The sequence below is a fragment of the Streptomyces sp. KL116D genome (assembly GCF_030766975.1).
In the GTDB taxonomy this organism is placed as follows: domain Bacteria; phylum Actinomycetota; class Actinomycetes; order Streptomycetales; family Streptomycetaceae; genus Streptomyces; species Streptomyces longispororuber_A.
Genome location: NZ_JASERH010000050.1, coordinates 19,998 through 37,627 on the forward strand (window position 1 = coordinate 19,998; position 17,630 = coordinate 37,627).

A 17,630-nucleotide genomic window follows, 5' to 3' on the forward strand; every position below is an offset into this window, starting at 1 on the left:
GAGCCCGGTCACTTATCGCCCTCCCCGGCTCCGGCACCCTCACCGATCACATTGACCTGGAGCGAGACCCGGGTGGCCCCGGCCGCCAGCGCCTGGCGCAGCAGCGCGTCGACCGCGGTGAGCACGCGGTCGGCCTCCCCCTCGGCGGTGTTGCCGAACGGTCCCACGTCGACCGCGTCCAGGTCGGCCCCCTGCACGACGTCGCGGGCGACGACCGCGTGCTGCGGCGCCTCGTCCAGGTCGAAGGGCTCGGTCGTGAACTCCACTCTCAATCGCACGCGCTCAACCTAACGCCGTCCGGGGTTTTTCCGGCAGCCCCTCTTGACAGCTGCCACCAGCCGGAGGCAATCTTCCATCACGCAGAAACGAACTTCCGCAATACGGAAGCTCAACGACATCGAACCTGAAGGGAGCGCCGACCCCGATGGGATTCGCAGACCAGCGCTTCAACGTCAACCTGTCGATCCTCTTCACCGAGCTCCCGCTCCTGGAGCGCCCCGCGGCCGCCGCCGCGGCGGGCTTCACCGCGGTCGAGCTGTGGTGGCCCTGGGTCGACGCGCCCGTACCCGAGCGGTCCGAGCTCGACGCCCTGCGCGACGCCATCAAGGACGCGGGCGTCCAGCTGACCGGCCTGAACTTCTACGCGGGGCAGCTGCCGGGCCCCGACCGGGGCGCCCTGTCGGTCCCGGGCGAGGAGAGCGAGAAGTTCCGCGCGAACCTCGACGTCGCGGCGGACTTCGCCGCCTCCCTCGGCTGCAAGGCGCTCAACGCCCTGTACGGCAACCGCGTGGAGGGCGTCGAGGAATCCGTCCAGGACGAACTCGCCCTGGAGAACCTGGTGCTGGCCGCCCGCGCGGCCGACCGCGTCGGCGCCGTGCTGCTCATCGAGGCGCTCAACAAGCCGGAGTCGCCGAAGTGCCCGATCGTGAGCGCCCCCAAGGCGATCGAGATCGTGGACAAGGTGAACGCGGCGACCGGCCTCGGCAACGCCAAGTTCCTGATGGACCTGTACCACCTGTCCATGAACGGCGAGGACCTGCCGGCCGTGATCGACGCCTACGCCGACAAGACGGCGCACGTGCAGATCGCCGACAACCCGGGCCGCGGCGCGCCGGGCACCGGCTCGCTGCCCCTGGAGGAGCTGCTCGACCAGCTCACGAAGGCCGGCTACGAGGGCTACGTGGGCCTGGAGTACAAGCCGGGCGACGCCCCGAGCGCCGAGTCCTTCGGCTGGCTGCCGCACGCCCACCGCGCCGCCTGAGGCGACCCTCAACCCACTGTCGCACCAACGCTTTTGGAGTCACCCTCATGAGCAACAACCTCCAGTCCAGCTCCCGCCCGGCGGTCGCGTGGATCGGCCTCGGCATCATGGGCTCACCCATGTCGGAGAACCTGATCAAGGCCGGCTACGACGTCACGGGCTTCACCCTGGAGCAGGACAAGCTGGACCGCCTCGCCGCGGCCGGCGGCACGGCCGTGAAGTCGATCGCCGAGGCCGTCAAGGACGCCGACGTCATCGTCACCATGGTTCCGGCCTCCCCGCAGGTCGAGGCCATCGCCTACGGTCCCGACGGCATCCTGGAGAACGCCAAGTCGGGTGCGCTGATCGTCGACATGTCGTCGATCACCCCGCAGACCTCGGTCGACCTGGCCAAGAACGCCAAGGAGAAGGGCATCCGCGTCATCGACGCGCCCGTCTCCGGCGGCGAGGCCGGCGCCATCGAGGCCGTGCTGTCCATCATGGTCGGCGGCGAGCAGGCCGACTTCGACGAGGCCAAGCCGCTCCTGGACGCCCTCGGCAAGACCATCGTGCTGTGCGGTCCGCACGGCTCGGGCCAGACCGTGAAGGCCGCCAACCAGCTGATCGTCGCCGTGAACATCCAGGCGTGCGCCGAGGCCGTGGTCTTCCTGGAGAAGTCCGGCGTGGACCTCAAGGCCGCGCTCGACGTCCTCAACGGCGGCCTGGCCGGCTCCACCGTGCTGACGCGGAAGAAGGACAACTTCCTCAACCGCGACTTCAAGCCGGGCTTCCGCATCGACCTGCACCACAAGGACATGGGCATCGTCACCGACGCCGCCCGCAACGTCGGCGCGGCCCTGCCCGTCGGCGGCGTGGTCGCCCAGCTGGTCGCCTCGCTGCGCGCCCAGGGCGACGGCGGCCTGGACCACTCGGCCCTGCTCCGCTCGGTCGAGCGCCTCTCGGGCAACCAGGTCGCGTAAGGCCCCCCAGACTTCCGGGCCGTGGCGGCGCTGACACCTGTCCTGTCGCGCCCAGGCGTCGCCGCGGCCCGGAACACCCATGCCCATTGATTCAACAAAATGTTGAACAAGCTCCATCCAGAACTTCAACAAACTGTTGACGTAGCTGTTCAGGGGTCCCTACGCTCCCCCACATCGTCAGCCAATCGTCAGCAGCCACTGCACGGAAGGTCGCCTCTCCACCATGCCCAAGCGTGTGCTCACGACCGAGTCAGGCGCCCCTGTCGCCGACAACCAGAACTCCGCCACCGCAGGCGTGGGCGGCCCGATCCTGCTCCAGGACCAGCACCTCCTGGAGAAGCTCGCCCGGTTCAACCGCGAGCGCATCCCGGAGCGCGTGGTGCACGCCCGCGGCTCCGGCGCCTACGGCTACTTCGAGGTGACGGACGACGTCACCGGCTTCACGTACGCCGACTTCCTGAACACGATCGGCAAGCGCACCGAGGTCTTCCTGCGCTTCTCGACCGTCGCCGACAACCTCGGGGGTGCGGACGCCGTCCGTGACCCGCGCGGCTTCGCCCTGAAGTTCTACACCGAAGAGGGCAACTACGACCTCGTCGGCAACAACACCCCGGTGTTCTTCATCAAGGACCCGCTGAAGTTCCCCGACTTCATCCACTCCCAGAAGCGCGACCCGTTCACGGGCAAGCAGGAGCCGGAGAACGTCTGGGACTTCTGGGCGCACGCCCCCGAGGCCACGCACCAGATCACCTGGCTGATGGGCGACCGCGGCATCCCCGCGTCGTACCGCCACATGAACGGGTACGGGTCGCACACCTACCAGTGGACGAACGAGCAGGGCGAAGCCTTCTTCGTGAAGTACCACTTCAAGACGAACCAGGGCATCCGCAGCCTCTCGGCCGAGCAGGGCGCCGAGCTCGCGGGCAAGGACCCGAACTCGCACCAGACGGACCTGCTGCAGGCCATCGAGCGCGGCGTGAACCCGTCCTGGACGCTCTACGTGCAGATCATGCCGGCGGCCGAGGCGGCCGAGTACCGCTTCAACCCGTTCGACCTCACCAAGGTGTGGCCGCACAAGGACTACCCGCTGCAGCGCGTGGGCCGCCTGGTCCTCGACCGCAACCCGGACAACGTGTTCGCGGAGGTCGAGCAGGCCGCGTTCTCCCCGAACAACTTCGTGCCGGGCATCGGCCCTTCGCCGGACAAGATGCTCCAGGGCCGCCTGTTCGCCTACGCGGACGCGCACCGCTACCGCCTGGGCGTCAACCACACGCAGCTCGCGGTGAACGCGCCGAAGGCGACCGAGGCGAACAACTACGGCCGCGACGGCGTCATGGCGTCCAACGCCTACGCCCGCAGCCGCAAGAACTACGAGCCGAACTCCTTCGACGGCCCCGTCGAGACCGGCCGCGCGCTCGCCGCGCCGCTCGCGGTCTCCGGCTACACGGGTACGCACGAGGCACCGGCCCACACCAAGGACGACGACTTCTTCCAGGCGGGCGAGCTGTACCGCCTGATGTCGGAGGACGAGAAGGGACGCCTGGTCGCGAACATCGCGGGCGGTCTCTCCCAGGTCTCGCGCGACGACATCGTGGAGAAGAACCTCGCCCACTTCCACGCCGCCGACGCCGACTACGGCAAGCGCGTCGAGGAAGCGGTCCGCGCCCTGCGCGAGGACTGAGCCCCCCTGACCGTGTACGGGGCCTGACGGGAGGTCAGCTCCGTACACGCAAGCCCGCACCATGCGCACGACCCGGATGAGGGGTGGTCTGCGCATGGTGCCGGGAGGACGAGGACCGCGGCGGCCGGTGCGAACCAGTGCGGTGGTGAAGGTTCCGGGACCACTGTCGACCTGAGGCAGTCGGTCCCCGGGACCCGTCGCCCCGCCGCCGCGGTCCCAGCCACATCCCTCCGTGGGACACCGGATTCCGTCCGGTGGCGCGCATGCATGTTCCGCCAGTCGCGCGCCGTCGGACGGCACCAACCTCCCGAACCAGCCCCGGGTACGACGGTCCGTACCCGGGGCTCCGCCATGCGGTGGAGGCGGTCCGGCGCGCGGGGTGACGTGTTCGCGCGCCGGGCGCGGGAGCGTGAGGGCATGACAACGACCGCGGTCGCCCCGCTCCCCGTCCACCGTCGCCCGGCCACCGGTACCGCCCGCCCCGTGCCCCGCTGGGCCGAGCGCGTCGCTCGTCTGATCCCGCTCGTCCTGCTCCCCCAGTGCCTGTGGCGGCTGCCGTTCGCCTTCGGGTTCGACATGGGCTCGGGCACCGGCTCGATCGGCAGCCTGTGGATCTCCGTGCCGTACGTCTTCGGGCTGAGCCTGCTGACCGAGGCGCTCGCGCTGCTCTGCTTCGGGCTCGTCCGGGGCTGGGGCGAGGTGGTGCCGGCCCGGGTCCCGCTGGTGGGCGGGAAACGGCTGCCGCGGACCGTGGTGCTGGTCCCGGCCGTCCTGGGCGGGCTCGGCGCCACGATGATGTGGGGCGGCTTCCTGCTGAGCGTCCTGGGCGTGCCGGGCTTCGAGGCGCCGGCGGCCACGAGCCCCGCCTGGGAGCTGCTGTTCGACGTCTGCGTGCTGCCCGCGACGCTGTGGGGGCCGCTCGTCCTCGCGCTCTGCGTCCAGTACGCCGTGCGTCGCCGGAAGTAGCCGCGGCGACGCCGAAGGGGCGGGTCACCGGTGCACCGGTGACCCGCCCCTTCGGCGTCGTGTCAGGCCTGGATCAGACCTTCAGCGGACGGATCGACGTGGGCGCGTGGCCCGGCTCCGTCGCGATCTCCTCGAACTCCTTGACCGCGCTGATGTCGGCCGTGGGGCTCATCGAGATGTTGGTGATGCGCTCCAGGATCGCCTCGACGACGACCGGGACCTGGTGCTCCTGCGCGAGCTTCTTGGCCTGCTCGAAGGCGGCGCCGAGCTCGTTCGGGTCCGTCACCCGGATCGCCTTGCAGCCCAGGCCCTCGGCGACCTTGACGTGGTCGACGCCGTAGACGCCGAGCTCGGGGCTGTTCTGGTTCTCGAACTCCAGGTTGACCTGGAAGTTGATGTCCAGGCCGATCTGCGCCTGGCGGATCAGGCCCAGGTAGGCGTTGTTCACCAGGACGTGGACGTACGGGATGCGGTGCTGGGCGCCGACCGCCAGCTCCTCGATCATGAACTGGAAGTCGTAGTCGCCGGAGAGCGCCACGACCTGGGTGTCCGGGTCGGCCTTGGAGACGCCGAGCGCGGCCGGGATGGTCCAGCCGAGCGGGCCCGCCTGGCCGCAGTTGATCCAGTGGCGCGGCTTGTAGACGTGCAGCATCTGGGCGCCCGCGATCTGCGACAGACCGATGGTCGTCACGTACCGCGTGTCCTTGCCGAACGCCTTGTTCATCTCCTCGTAGACGCGCTGCGGCTTCATGGGGATGTCGTCGAAGTGCGTGCGGCGCAGGAGGGTCTCCTTGCGCTCCAGGTGCGAGGCGACCCACGCGGAGCGGTCCGGCAGCTCGCCCGCGGCCTTCAGCTCGCGCGCGACCTCGACGAACAGCTCCAGGGCTGCCTTGGCGTCGGAGGTGATCCCGTAGTCCGGCGCGAAGATCTTGCCGATCTGGGTGGGCTCGATGTCGACGTGGACGAACGTGCGGCCCTCGCGGTACACGTCCAGCTTGTAGCCGGTGTGCCGGTTGGCCCAGCGGTTGCCGATGCCGAGGACGAAGTCCGACTCCAGGAACGTGGCGTTGCCGTAGCGGTGGCCGGTCTGCTGGCCGACCATGCCCGCGTTCAGGTCGTGGTCGTCGGGGATGGTGCCCCAGCCCATCAGGGTGGGCACGACGGGCGTGTTCGTGAGTTCGGCGAACTCGACGAGCAGGTCGCTCGCGTCCGCGTTGATGATGCCGCCGCCCGCCACGATCAGCGGACGCTCGGAGGCGACGAGGAGCCTGACGGCCTTCTCGATCTGGGCGCGGGTCGCGGCCGGCTTGTAGACCGGCAGCGGCTCGTACGTCTCGACGTCGAACTCGATCTCGGTCTGCTGGACGTCGATCGGCAGGTCGATGAGGACGGGCCCGGGACGGCCCGAGCGCATCAGGTGGAACGCCTGCTGGAAGACGCCGGGGACCTGCGCGGCCTCCAGGACGGTGACCGCCATCTTCGCGACCGGCTTGGCGATCGTGGCGATGTCGACCGCCTGGAAGTCCTCCTTGTGCAGCAGGTGGCTCGGGGCCTGACCCGTGATGCACAGGATCGGGATCGAGTCGCCGGTCGCCGAGTACAGACCGGTGATCATGTCGGTGCCGGCCGGGCCGGACGTACCGATGCAGACCCCGATGTTGCCGGGGTTGGCCCGCGTGTAGCCCTCGGCCATGTGCGAGGCGCCCTCGACGTGGCGGGCGAGCGTGTGGTCGATGCCACCGCTCTCCTTGAGCTCCTTGTAGAAGGGGTTGATGGCGGCACCGGGCACGCCGAACGCGTTCGTGACGCCCTCGCGCTTGAGGATCTCAACGGCCGCGCGGGCGGCGGTCATTCGAGCCATGAGTGCTCCCGACTTCTGCTGTGACTGACTGCTTGCTGTCCGGCTGTCGGATTCGCGCTCCCGTCGCGCCCCGCGGCGAGCTCTGAATTCCGTGCACTTTCACTATGCGGAAAGTAGGTTCTGCTATATGGAAGCAATGTAGAGGGGGGTCTCGGAGGCCGTCAAGGTGGATGATGAGACCGACGTCGATCGGAAACCGTGCGACCCAGGGGGTGTGCCGTGGCCGAACCCATGCGCGTGCGGTGCCCGGCGTGCCGGCGCGAGCACCTCTGCACGCCCGCCGTACTGCCGTGCGCCTGCGGCGCCCCGGTGGCCCCGCCCCTGGTGCGCGGCGCCGCGGCCGAACCGGTCAGCGACCGCACCTGGGCGGACGACTGGGTCACGCTGCGCTGCCCCATGTGCGGCCGCCGGGACCGGTGGCCGGTGCCCGAGGTCGGCTGCGACTGCGGCACGGTGCTGCGCGTCCCGGTGCAGAGCGACGACCATGCGCCCGCGACGCCGTCGCACATCCCGCTGCCCCGGACGGCGCCGACGCCCCGCCCCGCGTTCCAGCCCGTCGCCATCCGCACGGCGCGGGACGCGGTGACCGCCGCGGCGCTCTACTTGCGCTGGCTCGGCTACCGGGACGTCCGCCGCGCCGACCAGCGCCCGCCGTCCGGCATCGGTCTCGCGGCCCGCGGCGTCGTCGCCCAGGTGGAGCCGTCGGTGCGGCCCGCGACGGTGCGGGACGTGGAGTGCCTGTGGCTCCAGTCGATGACCGAGTCGGCGACGTGCGTCTACTTCTCGCTGGCCGGATACGCGGACGAGGCCCGCACCCGCGCCGACGACCTGGGCGTCCCGCTCTTCGTCCTGGATCTGGCCGGGGTGCCCCAGCCGGTGAACAGCCCGGCGGACGAACTCATCGCGGGCGGCGCGTAAAGCGCTGGGGCGCCACCCGGCGGCGCGGCGATACTGACCCGGTGATCATTCGCGACGCCACCCGCCCCGACCTGCCCCGCCTCCAGGACATCGAGACGGCCGCGGGAGAGGTCTTCCGCACGCTCGGCATGGACGCGATCGCCGACGACGAGCCGCCCACCGTGGCCGAGCTGACCCGGTACGCCGACGCGGGGCACGCCTGGGTGGCCGTCGACGAGGAGTCGGGGCCCGCCATCGCGTACCTGGTCGGCGAGCCGGTGGACGGCGCCTTCCACATCGAGCAGGTCACCGTGCACCCGGACGCCGCCCGGCGCGGGGTGGGCCGGGCCCTGGTCGCGTACGCCGCCGACTGCGCGCGCGACCGGGGCCTGGCCGGTCTCACCCTCACCACCTTCACCGACGTGCCGTGGAACGCCCCGTACTACGAGCGTCTGGGCTTTCGCCGGCTCGCCGCGGCCGAGCTCACGCCGGGCCTGCGCCGGATCCGCGCGGCCGAGGCGGCGCACGGTCTCGACCGGTGGCCGAGGGTCTGCATGCGGCGGGACCTGTGACGCCCGGCACCCGCCATGGTCCTACAACTCGCCGTACCCCTCCCGGAGTTCGACCTTGCGGACCTTGCCGCTGACGGTCATCGGGAACGCGTCGAGGACGCGCAGCCGGGTCGGCACCTTGTAGTGGGCGAGCTGGTCGCGGCAGTAGTCGCGGACGTCGTCGAGGGTGAGCGGCTCCGCCGGATCGCGCAGGATCACGCAGGCCAGCACCTCCTCGCCGTACTTCTCGTGCGGTACGCCCACCACCTGCACGTCGGCGATCCGCGGATGCCCGTACAGGAACTCCTCGATCTCGCGCGGATAGACGTTCTCCCCACCGCGGATGATCATGTCCTTGATGCGGCCGACGATCTGCGCGTAGCCGTCCTCGCGGAGCACCGCCAGGTCGCCCGTGTGCATCCAGCGTCCGGCGTCGACGACCTCGGCGGTCTTCTCGGGCTCCCCCCAGTAGCCGAGCATCACGCTGTAGCCGCGGGTGCACAGCTCGCCGGCCTCGCCGCGCGGCAGCGTGACCCCGGTGACCGGGTCGACGACCTTGACCTCGATGTGCGGCAGGACGCGGCCGACGGTGCCGGTGCGGCGCTCCAGGTCGTCGTCGCGGCGGGTCTGGAGGGAGACCGGGGACGTCTCGGTCATGCCGTAGCAGATGGAGACCTCCGCCATGTGCATCTCGGCGACGACCCGCTTCATCACCTCGACCGGGCACGGCGAACCCGCCATGATGCCGGTGCGCAGGCTGCTCAGGTCGTAGGAGGCGAAGTCCGGCAGGTTCAGCTCGGCGATGAACATCGTCGGCACGCCGTACAGCGACGTGCACCGCTCCTCCTGCACGGCCCGCAGCGTCGCCGCCGGCTCGAAGGACGGCGCGGGGATGACGATGCAGGCGGCGTGCGAGGTGGCGCCCAGGTTCCCCATCACCATGCCGAAGCAGTGGTAGAAGGGCACGGGCAGACAGACCCGGTCCTGCTCGGTGTAGCCGACCGTCTCGCCCACCCAGTAGCCGTTGTTGAGGATGTTGTGGTGGGAGAGCGTGGCGCCCTTCGGGAAGCCGGTGGTGCCCGAGGTGTACTGGATGTTGATCGGGTCGTCGCAGGACAACTCGGCCTCACGGGCGGCCAGTTGCTCGTCCGGTACCGAGGAGCCGCCGAGGAAGAGGGCGTCCCAGCTGTGCTCGCCGATGAAGACGCGGTCCCGCAACTCGGGGCAGTCGGGCGCTACTTGGCGGACGAGCGCGTGGTAGTCGGTGCCCTTGTGCCCGGGCGAGGACACCAGCACGGACACCCCCGACTGCTTGAGCACGTAGGCGAGTTCGTGAGCACGGTAGGCCGGATTGATGTTGACCATGACGGCGCCGATGCGCGCGGTCGCGTACTGGACGAGCACCCACTCGGGGCAGTTGACCGCCCAGATGCCGACCCGGTCGCCCTTGGCGACGCCGCGCGCGAGCAGCCCGCGCGCCAACCGGTCGACGTCCGCGCCGAATTCGGCGTACGTCCAGCGGCGTCCGCTGGGCACGTCGACGAGCGCCTCCCGGTCCGGCCAGGCGGCGACGGCGCGCTGGAGGTTGCCGCCGACGGTGTCGCCGAGGAGCGGGACCTCGCTGGTCCCGTGCGCGTACGAGAGTTCCTGCTGCTGGTCCGTCACCGGAAGTCCTCCTCGCGGTACTCGGCGGCCGAGCCCTTCGCCGTGGCCTCGCGCAGTTCGATGCGGCGGATCTTGCCGGAGACCGTCTTGGGCAGTTCACCGAACTCGATGCGGCGCAGCCGCTTGTACGGGGCGAGCACGGCGCGGGAGTGCTCGAACAGCAACTTGGCGGTGTCCGGGCCCGGTTCGTACCCCTCGGCGAGCACGACGTACGCCTTCGGGACGGCGAGCCGCAGCTCGTCGGGGGCGGGCACGACGGCCGCCTCGGCGACCGCCTCGTGCTCCAGGAGCGCGCTCTCCAGCTCGAACGGGCTGATCTTGTAGTCGGACGCCTTGAACACGTCGTCGGCGCGCCCCACGTACGTCAGGTAGCCGTCCTCGTCCCGGGAGCCGATGTCGCCGGTGCGGTAGTAGCCGCCCGCCATCGCCTCCGCGGTGCGCTCCGGGTCGCCGTGGTAGCCGACCATCAGGCCGACGGGGTGGGCGGACAGGTCGAGGCTGATCTCGCCCTCGTCGGCGCCGGGCCGGCCGGTCACCGGGTCGAGGAGCTCGACCTTGAAGCCGGGACTCGGGCGTCCCATGGAGCCGGACTTGAGGAGCTGGCCGGGGCTGTTGGAGACCTGTACGGCGGTCTCGGTCTGCCCGAAGCCGTCCCGGATGGTGACGCCCCAGGCGCGCTTGACCTGCTCGATGACCTCGGGGTTGAGCGGCTCGCCGGCGGCGACCACCTCCCGCGGCGGCGTGCGCAGCTGGGTGAGGTCGGCCTGGATCAGCATGCGCCACACGGTGGGCGGCGCGCAGAACGAGGTCACGCCCGCACGGTCCATCGCGGCCATCAGCCGGCCCGCGTCGAAGCGCGTGTAGTTGTAGAGGAAGACGGTCGCCTCCGCGTTCCACGGCGCGAAGAAGTTCGACCAGGCGTGCTTGGCCCAGCCCGGCGAGGAGATGTTCAGGTGGACGTCGCCGGGGCGCAGGCCGATCCAGTACATCGTCGCCAAGTGGCCCACGGGGTACGACACGTGGGTGTGCTCGACGAGCTTGGGGCGGGCCGTCGTCCCGGACGTGAAGTAGAGGAGCAGCGCGTCGTCGGCGCGGGTGTCGCCGTCGGGCTCGAAGTGCGCGCTCGTGCCCGAGGTGAAGACGTCGTCGAAGTCGAGCCAGCCGGGCACGGGGTCCGCGCCCGTGTCCTTGACGGCGATCCGGGTGTAGTCGCCGGGCACGTCGTCGAACTTGGCCGCGTCCTCGGCGCGCACGATCACGTGCGCCGCACGGCCGCGCTCGATCCGGTCCCGCAGATCGGCGGAGCCCAGCAGGGGCGTCGCCGGGATGACGACGGCGCGCAGCTTCATCGCGGCGAGCATCGTCATCCAGAGTTCCTGCTGGTTGCCGAGCATCAGCAGGATCCGGTCGCCGGCCCCGACCCCCTGGGCGCGCAGCCAGTTCGCGACCTGGTCCGAGCGCACGGACATCTCGCCGTACGAGATGGTGATCTCGCGGCCGTCCTCCTCGACGATGTGCAGGGCCGTGCGCCCGTTGCCCTCCGCGATGACGTCGAACCAGTCGAGGGCCCAGTTGAACCGGTCGGGCCGGGGCCAGGCGAAGCCCTCGTACGCCGTCTCGTAGTCCTGGGCGTGCTGCAACAGGAAGTCACGGGCCGTACGGAACTGCTGCGTGGGTCCGTTCGCCGTCGTCATGTGCGCTCCTGGAGTCCTCATGTCCCGCGTCCCGCGTCATTGCGGACCGTGTCCTCATCGTGTAGTCCGTGATGGAGATCTCGCCACCCCCGAACGGGGGTGACCGGCACGGCAAGGGGATGGAACGTGAGCGCAGGACCCGCCGAGGGGGCAGAGATGCGCGCGGCGCTGGTGCGACTGCGCCGGGGCACGGGGCTGCCGGTGGCGTTCGGCGGGCTCACCGCGGGCACCGGCCAGGTCCGGATCGCCGAGCTGAGCGGGGCGACGACGTCCGCGCTGTGCGGTCTCGCCATCGCCGCGGGCAACGGCCTGGGCGGCAAGGCCCTCTCCCTGGCCAGGGCCTGCGCCGTCACCGACTACCAGGGCTCGCGGCACATCAGCCACGAGTACGACACGGCGGTCGCGGCCGAGGGCCTGCGCTCGGTCCTCGCGGTGCCCGTCGTCGTACGGCGCCGGGTGCGGGGGGTGCTGTACGGGGCGCTGCGCGCGGCCCAGCCGCTGGGCGACCGGGCGCTGAACGCGGCGGTGGCGGCGGCCCGCGACGTGGAGCAGGCGCTCCTCGTCCGGGACGAGGCGCAGACGCTGCTGGCCGCCGCGTCCGCCCCGGCGGCCGAGGGCTCCGCCGCGTGGGAGGAGGTCAGGGAGGCGCACGGGGCGCTGCGGGCGCTCGCCCCGAGGATCGTCGACCCGGCGCTGCGCGGTGAACTCCTCGCGGTGTGCGGCCGGTTGGCGTCGGCCGCCGCGCCGCTGGAGCGGGCGGCGACGGTGGTGCTCGCGCCGCGCGAGGTGGACGTCCTGGCGTGGGTGGCGGGGGGTGCGACGAACGCGGTGGCGGCGGAGCGGCTCGGGCTGCGCCCGGAGACCGTCAAGGGCTACCTCCGGTCCGCGATGCGCAAGCTGGGCACGCACACCCGGGGCGAGGCCGTGGTGGCGGCGCGGCGGGCGGGGCTGCTGCCGTAGCGGCCCCGCCCGGCCGCGGCCGTCACGTGCCTACTTGTCGGCGGTGAGCTTGCCCGCCGAGCCCCAGCTGTCCTTCGGGACCTCGTGGATCCACACGCTGACGGTCTCCGCGGGGATCTGGTAGGAGTCGACGAAGGCGTCGGTGATCCGCCTGACCAGCTCGCGCTTGGCCTCGACGTCGCGCGGACCCTGCTGGACGGTGACGATCGGCATGACTGAACTCCCTTTCCGGAGCGGTGGTCAGGGGGGCTCCCGCTGACGGATCCAGTCCATCGCGGCGCCGGGCCCCGGCCAAGGAGCAGATCGCGACCGCAGCGATCAGTGATCGTGATCGTCGCTGTTCGGCGGCGGTTTCCGGCAGGCTTCCCGGAACGCGGCGAGGGCGTCGTCGCTGTCCCCCTCCCCGTCCCGGACGACGAGCACCGTGGTCAGGGCGAGCCCGGGTGACCGGAACGGTACGAACGCGACGCGGGAGCTGTGCACGACGCGCGCGTGGGAGGCGTACACGACGGTCCACAGGGGGCTCGCCCCGGCGCCGATGGTGGCGAGCGTGTCCTGGAGCGTGCCGGTGCGCGGCCCGGGGCGCGGGGTGAAGCCCGCGTCGTGGCAGGCGCCGACGACGAGGTCCACCAGGGCGGGGTGGTTGCGCCGTTCGGTGAGGCCGAGCGGGAGTCCGGCGAGGTCGGCGACGGCGACGTCCGGTGCGGCGGCGAGCGGGTGCCGGGCCGGGAGCGCCGCCATCAGCGGCTCCTGCCACACGGGCACGGCGCGCAGGCCTGCCACCGGTTCCGGGCCGTCGGGCCCGGCCCGCAGGAACGCCGCGTCGAGGCGCCCGTCGCGCACCTGGGCCGTCCGCTCCCGCGCCGGCGCGGACACCAGCTCGACGCCGGTCCCCGGTGCGAGCTCCGCGTAGGCGTCGAGCACCCGGTCCAGGTGTGCGCCGAGCCCGGTGCTGGTGCCGACGCGCAGCACGGTGCGGCGGGCGACGGCGGCCCGGGCCCGTTCGGCGGCGGCGAGCACGGTCCGCGCCTCGGGGAGCAGCCGCTCGCCGGCGCCGGTGAGCCGCACGTGCCGGGGCGAACGGTCGAACAGGTCGGTGCCCAGCTCCCGTTCGAGCCGGCGGATCTGCTGGCTCACGGCGGACTGGACGATGTGCAGCCGCTCGGCCGCGCGCCCGAAGTGCAGTTCCTCCGCGACGGTCACGAAGTAGGCGAGCTGACGCAGTTCCATGACGGGACCCTAGAACGCGGGACCGGGGCCCGTTGTCAGTGGGATGGTCTTCACTGGTCTTGGAAAGGGATGGGGGCTGCCCATGGTGTCGACCGACCGGTGTCTGGCGTTCGCGGCGATGTCGCTGCTGGTGATCGTGATCCCGGGGCCGAGCGTGCTGTTCGTGATCGGCCGGGCGCTCGCGCACGGGCGGCGCACGGCGGTGGCGACGGCGCTGGGCAATGTCGTCGGCTCGTACCTGCTGGTCGTCGCGGTGGCGCTGGGCATCGGCTCGCTCGTGGAGCGCTCGGCGGGCCTGTTCGTCGCGGTGAAGCTGGCGGGCGCCGCGTATCTGGTGTTCCTGGGCGTCCAGGCGTTCCGGCACCGTCGGGACATGAAGGCGTCGGACATCCAGGGGCCGGCCGGGCCCGCCCGCGGGGATCTGCGGACCGTGCTCGACGGGGTCCTGGTGGGCGTGACCAACCCGAAGGGCATCGTGTTCTTCGCGGCGGTGCTGCCGCAGTTCGTGAACCACGACGCGGGCCGGGTCCCGGCCCAGATGCTGCTGCTGGGCCTGATCCCGATCTCCATCGGGCTGGTCACGGACACGCTGTGGGGGCTGACCGCGTCGGCGGCGCGCTCCTGGTTCGCGCGCTCGGACCGACGCCTCTCGATGATCGGCGGGACGGGTGGCTTCGCGCTGATCGGCCTCGGGGTGACGGTGGCGGCGACGGGCCGCGCGGACTGAGCCTTCCTCGCGTCCTCATGTGCGTACGGTGCCGAAGTCCACGGTGACCGGGCCCGGCGCCTCCAGGACGGCCGCGGTGCGCTCCGCCTCGGCGACGAGCTCGTCGCGCTGGGCGCGGGTGAGCTTCCCGAAGGGTTCGAGGGTGAGGGTGGATCCCGTCGCGGACTCGGCGAGCGTCCACAGGCCGGCGAGCATCCCGTCGACGAGGAACGTCAAGTAGGCGGTGTTGACCTGCCAGTTGCGGCCCCGGTCGGCCTCGTGCACGACGCGGGTGCGGTCGGCGTGCGACAGGAGCAGATTGTCGAACTCGGCGAGCAGCCGGGGCGGCGCCGGGGTGTCCTCGTCGGGCCGGGGCGCGTCGGGCAGGTCGAAGAGCTCGACGCCGTGCTCGTCGCGGAACGTCACGAGGCGGGGCCGCAGCCGCTCGAAGGCCTCCTTGGTGCGGGTGAGCCCGGCCCACTGCTGGAAGTCCTTCACGGAGGCGGGTCCGAAGGCGCCGAGGTAGCGCAGGATCGTGTCGTCGGGCGCGGGCGTCGCGACGGGTTCCTGGTCGAGCCACTGCTCGGCGGTGGTCAGCCGCACGCCGCCGCTGCGCCGCCACAGTCCGCGCGGGGTGACCTGGACCAGCGGCAGGCCGCAGCGGGCGGCGATCGACAGGGACTGCGGGTCGGCGTCGGGCCACTCCGCCAGGAGGTGCTCCCTGATCTGCTTCGGGGTGCGCGGCTCCTCCTCGACGTAGGTCCGCGACAGCGCGCACAGCCGCTCCAGGTCCACCCCCGCCAGGCCCTTGCGGAACATCCGCAGCTCGCGCTCGCGGGCGGGCTGCACCAGCGGACGCAGCGTCATGCAGTCGTCGGCGGTGTGCAGATGGATCGTCGAGCGCAGGGTGACGATCCGGGCGACGCGCCGCTCCTCCAGGGCGTCGGAGAGGTCGGCGGGCGTGAAGCCGTCGAGCCGGGCGGCGAGCGCGAGATAGGGCGGGCGGACCTCCTGCGCCTGGAGTCCGACGAGGTGCGCGACGGCCTCCTCGGTCTTCATCGGGCTGCGCCGCAGCAGCAGCTGCCGCTCCAGGGTGGCCCGGCCCAGTGCGCGTGCGGTCATCGGCTTCGTCGTCATACGGGGACCGTAGCGGGGGTCGCGGTCAGCCACTGTCCGCGATGCCGCTGCCGGTGCACGTCACCTTCGCTGGTTACGCTGCCCGCAACCCGACGGAAGGAGGCGGCGATGCCGCGACGGCAGGACGGACGCCGCTACACCTGGCGCCGGGGGACGGACCCGCGCCCGCGCACCGAGCCGCCCACCGCACCGGCCCCCGAACCGGCCGCCGCGGCGGAGCCGGCCGACAGCATCGTGCACGCGGCGCTGTACCGGGACGGCGTGCGGGTGGCGAGCCCCGCGACGCTGACGGACACCTACCGGCAGCTGCGCGAGAAGCCCCGCACCATGGCGTGGATCGGTCTGGCCCGGCCCACCGAGGCCGAACTCAAGTCCCTCGCCGCCGAGTTCGACCTGCACCAGCTCGCCGTCGAGGACGCGCTGGAGGCCCACCAGCGGCCGAAGCTGGAGCGGTACGGCGAGACGCTCTTCGTCGTCCTGCGCGCCGCCCGCTACCTCGACGCCCCCGAGGAGGTCGACTTCGGCGAGCTGCACGTGTTCGTCGGCGCGGACTTCGTGATCACCGTGCGGCACGGCGCGGCCCCCGACCTCTCGGCGGTCCGCCGCCGCATGGAGGAGAGCCCCGACCTGCTCCGCCTGGGCCCCGAGGCGGTGCTGTACGCGATCCTCGACGCGGTCGTCGACGGCTACGCCCCGGTCGTCGCGGGCGTCCAGAACGACGTCGACGAGATCGAGACGGAGGTCTTCTCCGGCGCCCCCGAGGTCTCCCGCCGCATCTACGAACTCTCCCGCGAGATGGTCGAGTTCCAGCGCTCCACCCGCCCGCTGGTCGGCATGCTGCACGGCCTGATGGCGGGCTTCGCGAAGTACGGCACGGACGAGGAGCTCCAGCGCTACCTGCGCGACGTCGCCGACCACGTCACGCACACCAGCGAACGCGTCGACGGCTTCCGCCAGGCGCTCACCGACATCCTGACGGTCAACGCGACGCTGGTGACGCAGCAGCAGAACGCGGAGATGCGGGCGCTGGCGGAGGCCGGGTTCGAGCAGAACGAGGAGATCAAGAAGATCTCGTCGTGGGCCGCCATCCTCTTCGCGCCGACCCTCGTCGGCACGATCTACGGCATGAACTTCGAGAACATGCCGGAGCTGGGCTGGCACTTCGGGTACCCGTTCGCGATCGGCCTCATGGGGGTCGTCTGCGTCAGCCTGTACATGATCTTCAAGCGGCGGGACTGGCTCTAGAGCCCAGGGATTCCGGGGGTCCGGGGAGGCCGGGGCGTCCGGGGCGCCTCAGGACCGCATCCCCGACAGCCGTGCCCGGCACGCCAGTTGGAGGGCGAGGCGGGTGTCCGGGTCGGTGAGGTCGGCGCCGGTGAGGTCCGTGATGCGGCGGATGCGGGCGCCGACGGCGTTGCGGTGGAGGTGGAGCAGGTCGGCGGCGCGGGCCGGGGAGTTGTTGTGGTCGAGGTAGGCCTGGAGGGTGCGCAGAAGGGGTTCCGCCTTGTCCCGGCCCAGCTTCAGGACCGGCGCGAGGAGTTCGGTGGTCGCCTCGTGGGCCGTGTCGGAGGCGTACCACTCCAGCAGCATGCGGTCGAGGCCCGCCGCGTCGTGGGCGCTGACCGAGGTGCCGTCGGGCGGCGCCAGGAGGGCCGCGCGGGCCTCGCGGGCCGAGGTGCGGATGCCGAGGGGGCCGCGGTGCGCGGCGCCGAGGCCGCCGCGCAGCCCGGCCTCGGGGTGGTGGGCGCCGAGCGTGTCGAGGGTGCGCCGGGCCAGGGCGAGGGCGGCCCTGCGGGCCTCGGGGCCGGGCGCCGCCGCGCGGGTGCCGAGCAGCACGAGGGCGTCGTCGACGAGGGCCGCGTGCCAGTGCGTGCCGTCGTTGGGGGCGCGCAGCCGGGTGAGCAGTTGCCCGGTGAGGCTGTCGAGGAGGTGGTAGCGGTCGGCGGGCGGCAGTCCCGGCGCCTCGACGCGCAGCGCCGTGTGGTGGCCGTCGACCGGCAGGCCGAGCGCCCGGCCGCGCGCGGCGAGCCCCGCGGTGCGCTCCTGCGGCGCGGCGAGGAGT

Annotated in this window: 17 protein-coding genes; 9 read left to right on the forward strand and 8 right to left on the reverse strand. The window is 71.9% G+C overall.

Annotated features, from left to right (window positions below; all coding sequences use genetic code 11):
* Nucleotides 1-8: 8 nt before the first annotated feature.
* Nucleotides 9-278 carry a hypothetical protein gene (locus tag RBJ77_RS20840; protein WP_372346426.1) on the reverse strand — a complete coding sequence of 90 codons (270 nt, stop codon included), beginning with the start codon at nucleotides 276-278 and terminating at the stop codon, nucleotides 9-11.
* 146 nt (nucleotides 279-424) lie between these two features.
* Between RBJ77_RS20840 and RBJ77_RS20845 the strand changes: the two genes are divergently transcribed.
* The 4 genes from RBJ77_RS20845 (at nucleotide 425) to RBJ77_RS20860 (ending at nucleotide 4,867) form a co-directional block, all read left to right on the forward strand.
* Nucleotides 425-1,261 (forward strand): TIM barrel protein, encoded by an 837-nt coding sequence (locus RBJ77_RS20845; protein ID WP_372346427.1) that lies wholly within the window; start codon nucleotides 425-427, stop codon nucleotides 1,259-1,261.
* A 47-nt stretch (nucleotides 1,262-1,308) separates the two neighbouring features.
* The gene (locus tag RBJ77_RS20850; protein WP_372346428.1) at nucleotides 1,309-2,220 is read left to right on the forward strand and encodes a 2-hydroxy-3-oxopropionate reductase; all 912 of its coding nucleotides are present in this window, start codon (nucleotides 1,309-1,311) and stop codon (nucleotides 2,218-2,220) included.
* 223 nt (nucleotides 2,221-2,443) lie between these two features.
* Nucleotides 2,444-3,901, forward strand: coding sequence for a catalase (locus tag RBJ77_RS20855; protein ID WP_372346429.1), 1,458 nt, complete (start codon nucleotides 2,444-2,446; stop codon nucleotides 3,899-3,901).
* 417 nt (nucleotides 3,902-4,318) lie between these two features.
* Complete coding sequence (locus RBJ77_RS20860) at nucleotides 4,319-4,867, forward strand: hypothetical protein (RefSeq protein ID WP_372346430.1); 549 nt, start codon at nucleotides 4,319-4,321, stop codon at nucleotides 4,865-4,867.
* Nucleotides 4,868-4,940: 73 nt separating this feature from the next.
* Here the strand turns inward: RBJ77_RS20860 and gcl are convergent, their stop codons facing one another.
* On the reverse strand, nucleotides 4,941-6,728 hold the full coding sequence (gene gcl, locus RBJ77_RS20865; protein WP_372346431.1) for a glyoxylate carboligase: 1,788 nt from the start codon (nucleotides 6,726-6,728) through the stop codon (nucleotides 4,941-4,943).
* A gap of 219 nt (nucleotides 6,729-6,947) precedes the next feature.
* Between gcl and RBJ77_RS20870 the strand changes: the two genes are divergently transcribed.
* Nucleotides 6,948-7,646, forward strand: coding sequence for a hypothetical protein (locus RBJ77_RS20870; RefSeq protein WP_255975038.1), 699 nt, complete (start codon nucleotides 6,948-6,950; stop codon nucleotides 7,644-7,646).
* 41 nt (nucleotides 7,647-7,687) lie between these two features.
* Entirely contained in the window at nucleotides 7,688-8,197 is a 510-nt protein-coding gene (locus tag RBJ77_RS20875) for a GNAT family N-acetyltransferase (protein WP_372346432.1), read from the forward strand.
* Between the two features lie 21 nt (nucleotides 8,198-8,218).
* On the opposite strand, the gene RBJ77_RS20880 is transcribed toward RBJ77_RS20875, so the two are convergent.
* Both RBJ77_RS20880 and RBJ77_RS20885 read right to left on the reverse strand, forming a co-directional pair.
* Nucleotides 8,219-9,841 (reverse strand): AMP-binding protein, encoded by a 1,623-nt coding sequence (locus RBJ77_RS20880; RefSeq protein WP_372346433.1) that lies wholly within the window; start codon nucleotides 9,839-9,841, stop codon nucleotides 8,219-8,221.
* The gene (locus RBJ77_RS20885; RefSeq protein ID WP_372346434.1) at nucleotides 9,838-11,535 is read right to left on the reverse strand and encodes an AMP-binding protein; all 1,698 of its coding nucleotides are present in this window, start codon (nucleotides 11,533-11,535) and stop codon (nucleotides 9,838-9,840) included. Before RBJ77_RS20885 ends, RBJ77_RS20880 begins: the two co-directional genes overlap by 4 nt.
* A gap of 156 nt (nucleotides 11,536-11,691) precedes the next feature.
* On the opposite strand from RBJ77_RS20885, the gene RBJ77_RS20890 reads away from it, so the two are divergent.
* Nucleotides 11,692-12,495 carry a response regulator transcription factor gene (locus RBJ77_RS20890; protein ID WP_372346444.1) on the forward strand — a complete coding sequence of 268 codons (804 nt, stop codon included), beginning with the start codon at nucleotides 11,692-11,694 and terminating at the stop codon, nucleotides 12,493-12,495.
* 30 nt (nucleotides 12,496-12,525) lie between these two features.
* Here RBJ77_RS20890 and dmpI read toward each other — a convergent pair whose 3' ends face one another.
* A complete protein-coding gene (gene dmpI, locus RBJ77_RS20895; protein ID WP_372346435.1) occupies nucleotides 12,526-12,708 on the reverse strand; it encodes a 4-oxalocrotonate tautomerase DmpI in 183 nt (60 codons plus the stop codon).
* Nucleotides 12,709-12,813: 105 nt separating this feature from the next.
* Nucleotides 12,814-13,725: a LysR family transcriptional regulator gene (locus RBJ77_RS20900; RefSeq protein ID WP_372346436.1), complete on the reverse strand. Its 912-nt coding sequence runs from the start codon at nucleotides 13,723-13,725 to the stop codon at nucleotides 12,814-12,816.
* Between the two features lie 82 nt (nucleotides 13,726-13,807).
* Between RBJ77_RS20900 and RBJ77_RS20905 the strand changes: the two genes are divergently transcribed.
* A complete protein-coding gene (locus tag RBJ77_RS20905) occupies nucleotides 13,808-14,452 on the forward strand; it encodes a LysE family translocator (RefSeq protein ID WP_372346437.1) in 645 nt (214 codons plus the stop codon).
* A gap of 15 nt (nucleotides 14,453-14,467) precedes the next feature.
* On the opposite strand, the gene RBJ77_RS20910 is transcribed toward RBJ77_RS20905, so the two are convergent.
* Nucleotides 14,468-15,568: a winged helix DNA-binding domain-containing protein gene (locus RBJ77_RS20910; RefSeq protein ID WP_372346438.1), complete on the reverse strand. Its 1,101-nt coding sequence runs from the start codon at nucleotides 15,566-15,568 to the stop codon at nucleotides 14,468-14,470.
* Nucleotides 15,569-15,676: 108 nt separating this feature from the next.
* Here RBJ77_RS20910 and RBJ77_RS20915 point away from each other — a divergent pair, with 108 nt between their 5' ends.
* Nucleotides 15,677-16,813 carry a magnesium and cobalt transport protein CorA gene (locus tag RBJ77_RS20915; RefSeq protein ID WP_372346439.1) on the forward strand — a complete coding sequence of 379 codons (1,137 nt, stop codon included), beginning with the start codon at nucleotides 15,677-15,679 and terminating at the stop codon, nucleotides 16,811-16,813.
* A 48-nt stretch (nucleotides 16,814-16,861) separates the two neighbouring features.
* Here the strand turns inward: RBJ77_RS20915 and RBJ77_RS20920 are convergent.
* Nucleotides 16,862-17,630: PucR family transcriptional regulator (locus tag RBJ77_RS20920; RefSeq protein ID WP_372346440.1), on the reverse strand; the 769-nt coding region annotated here is incomplete at its 5' end.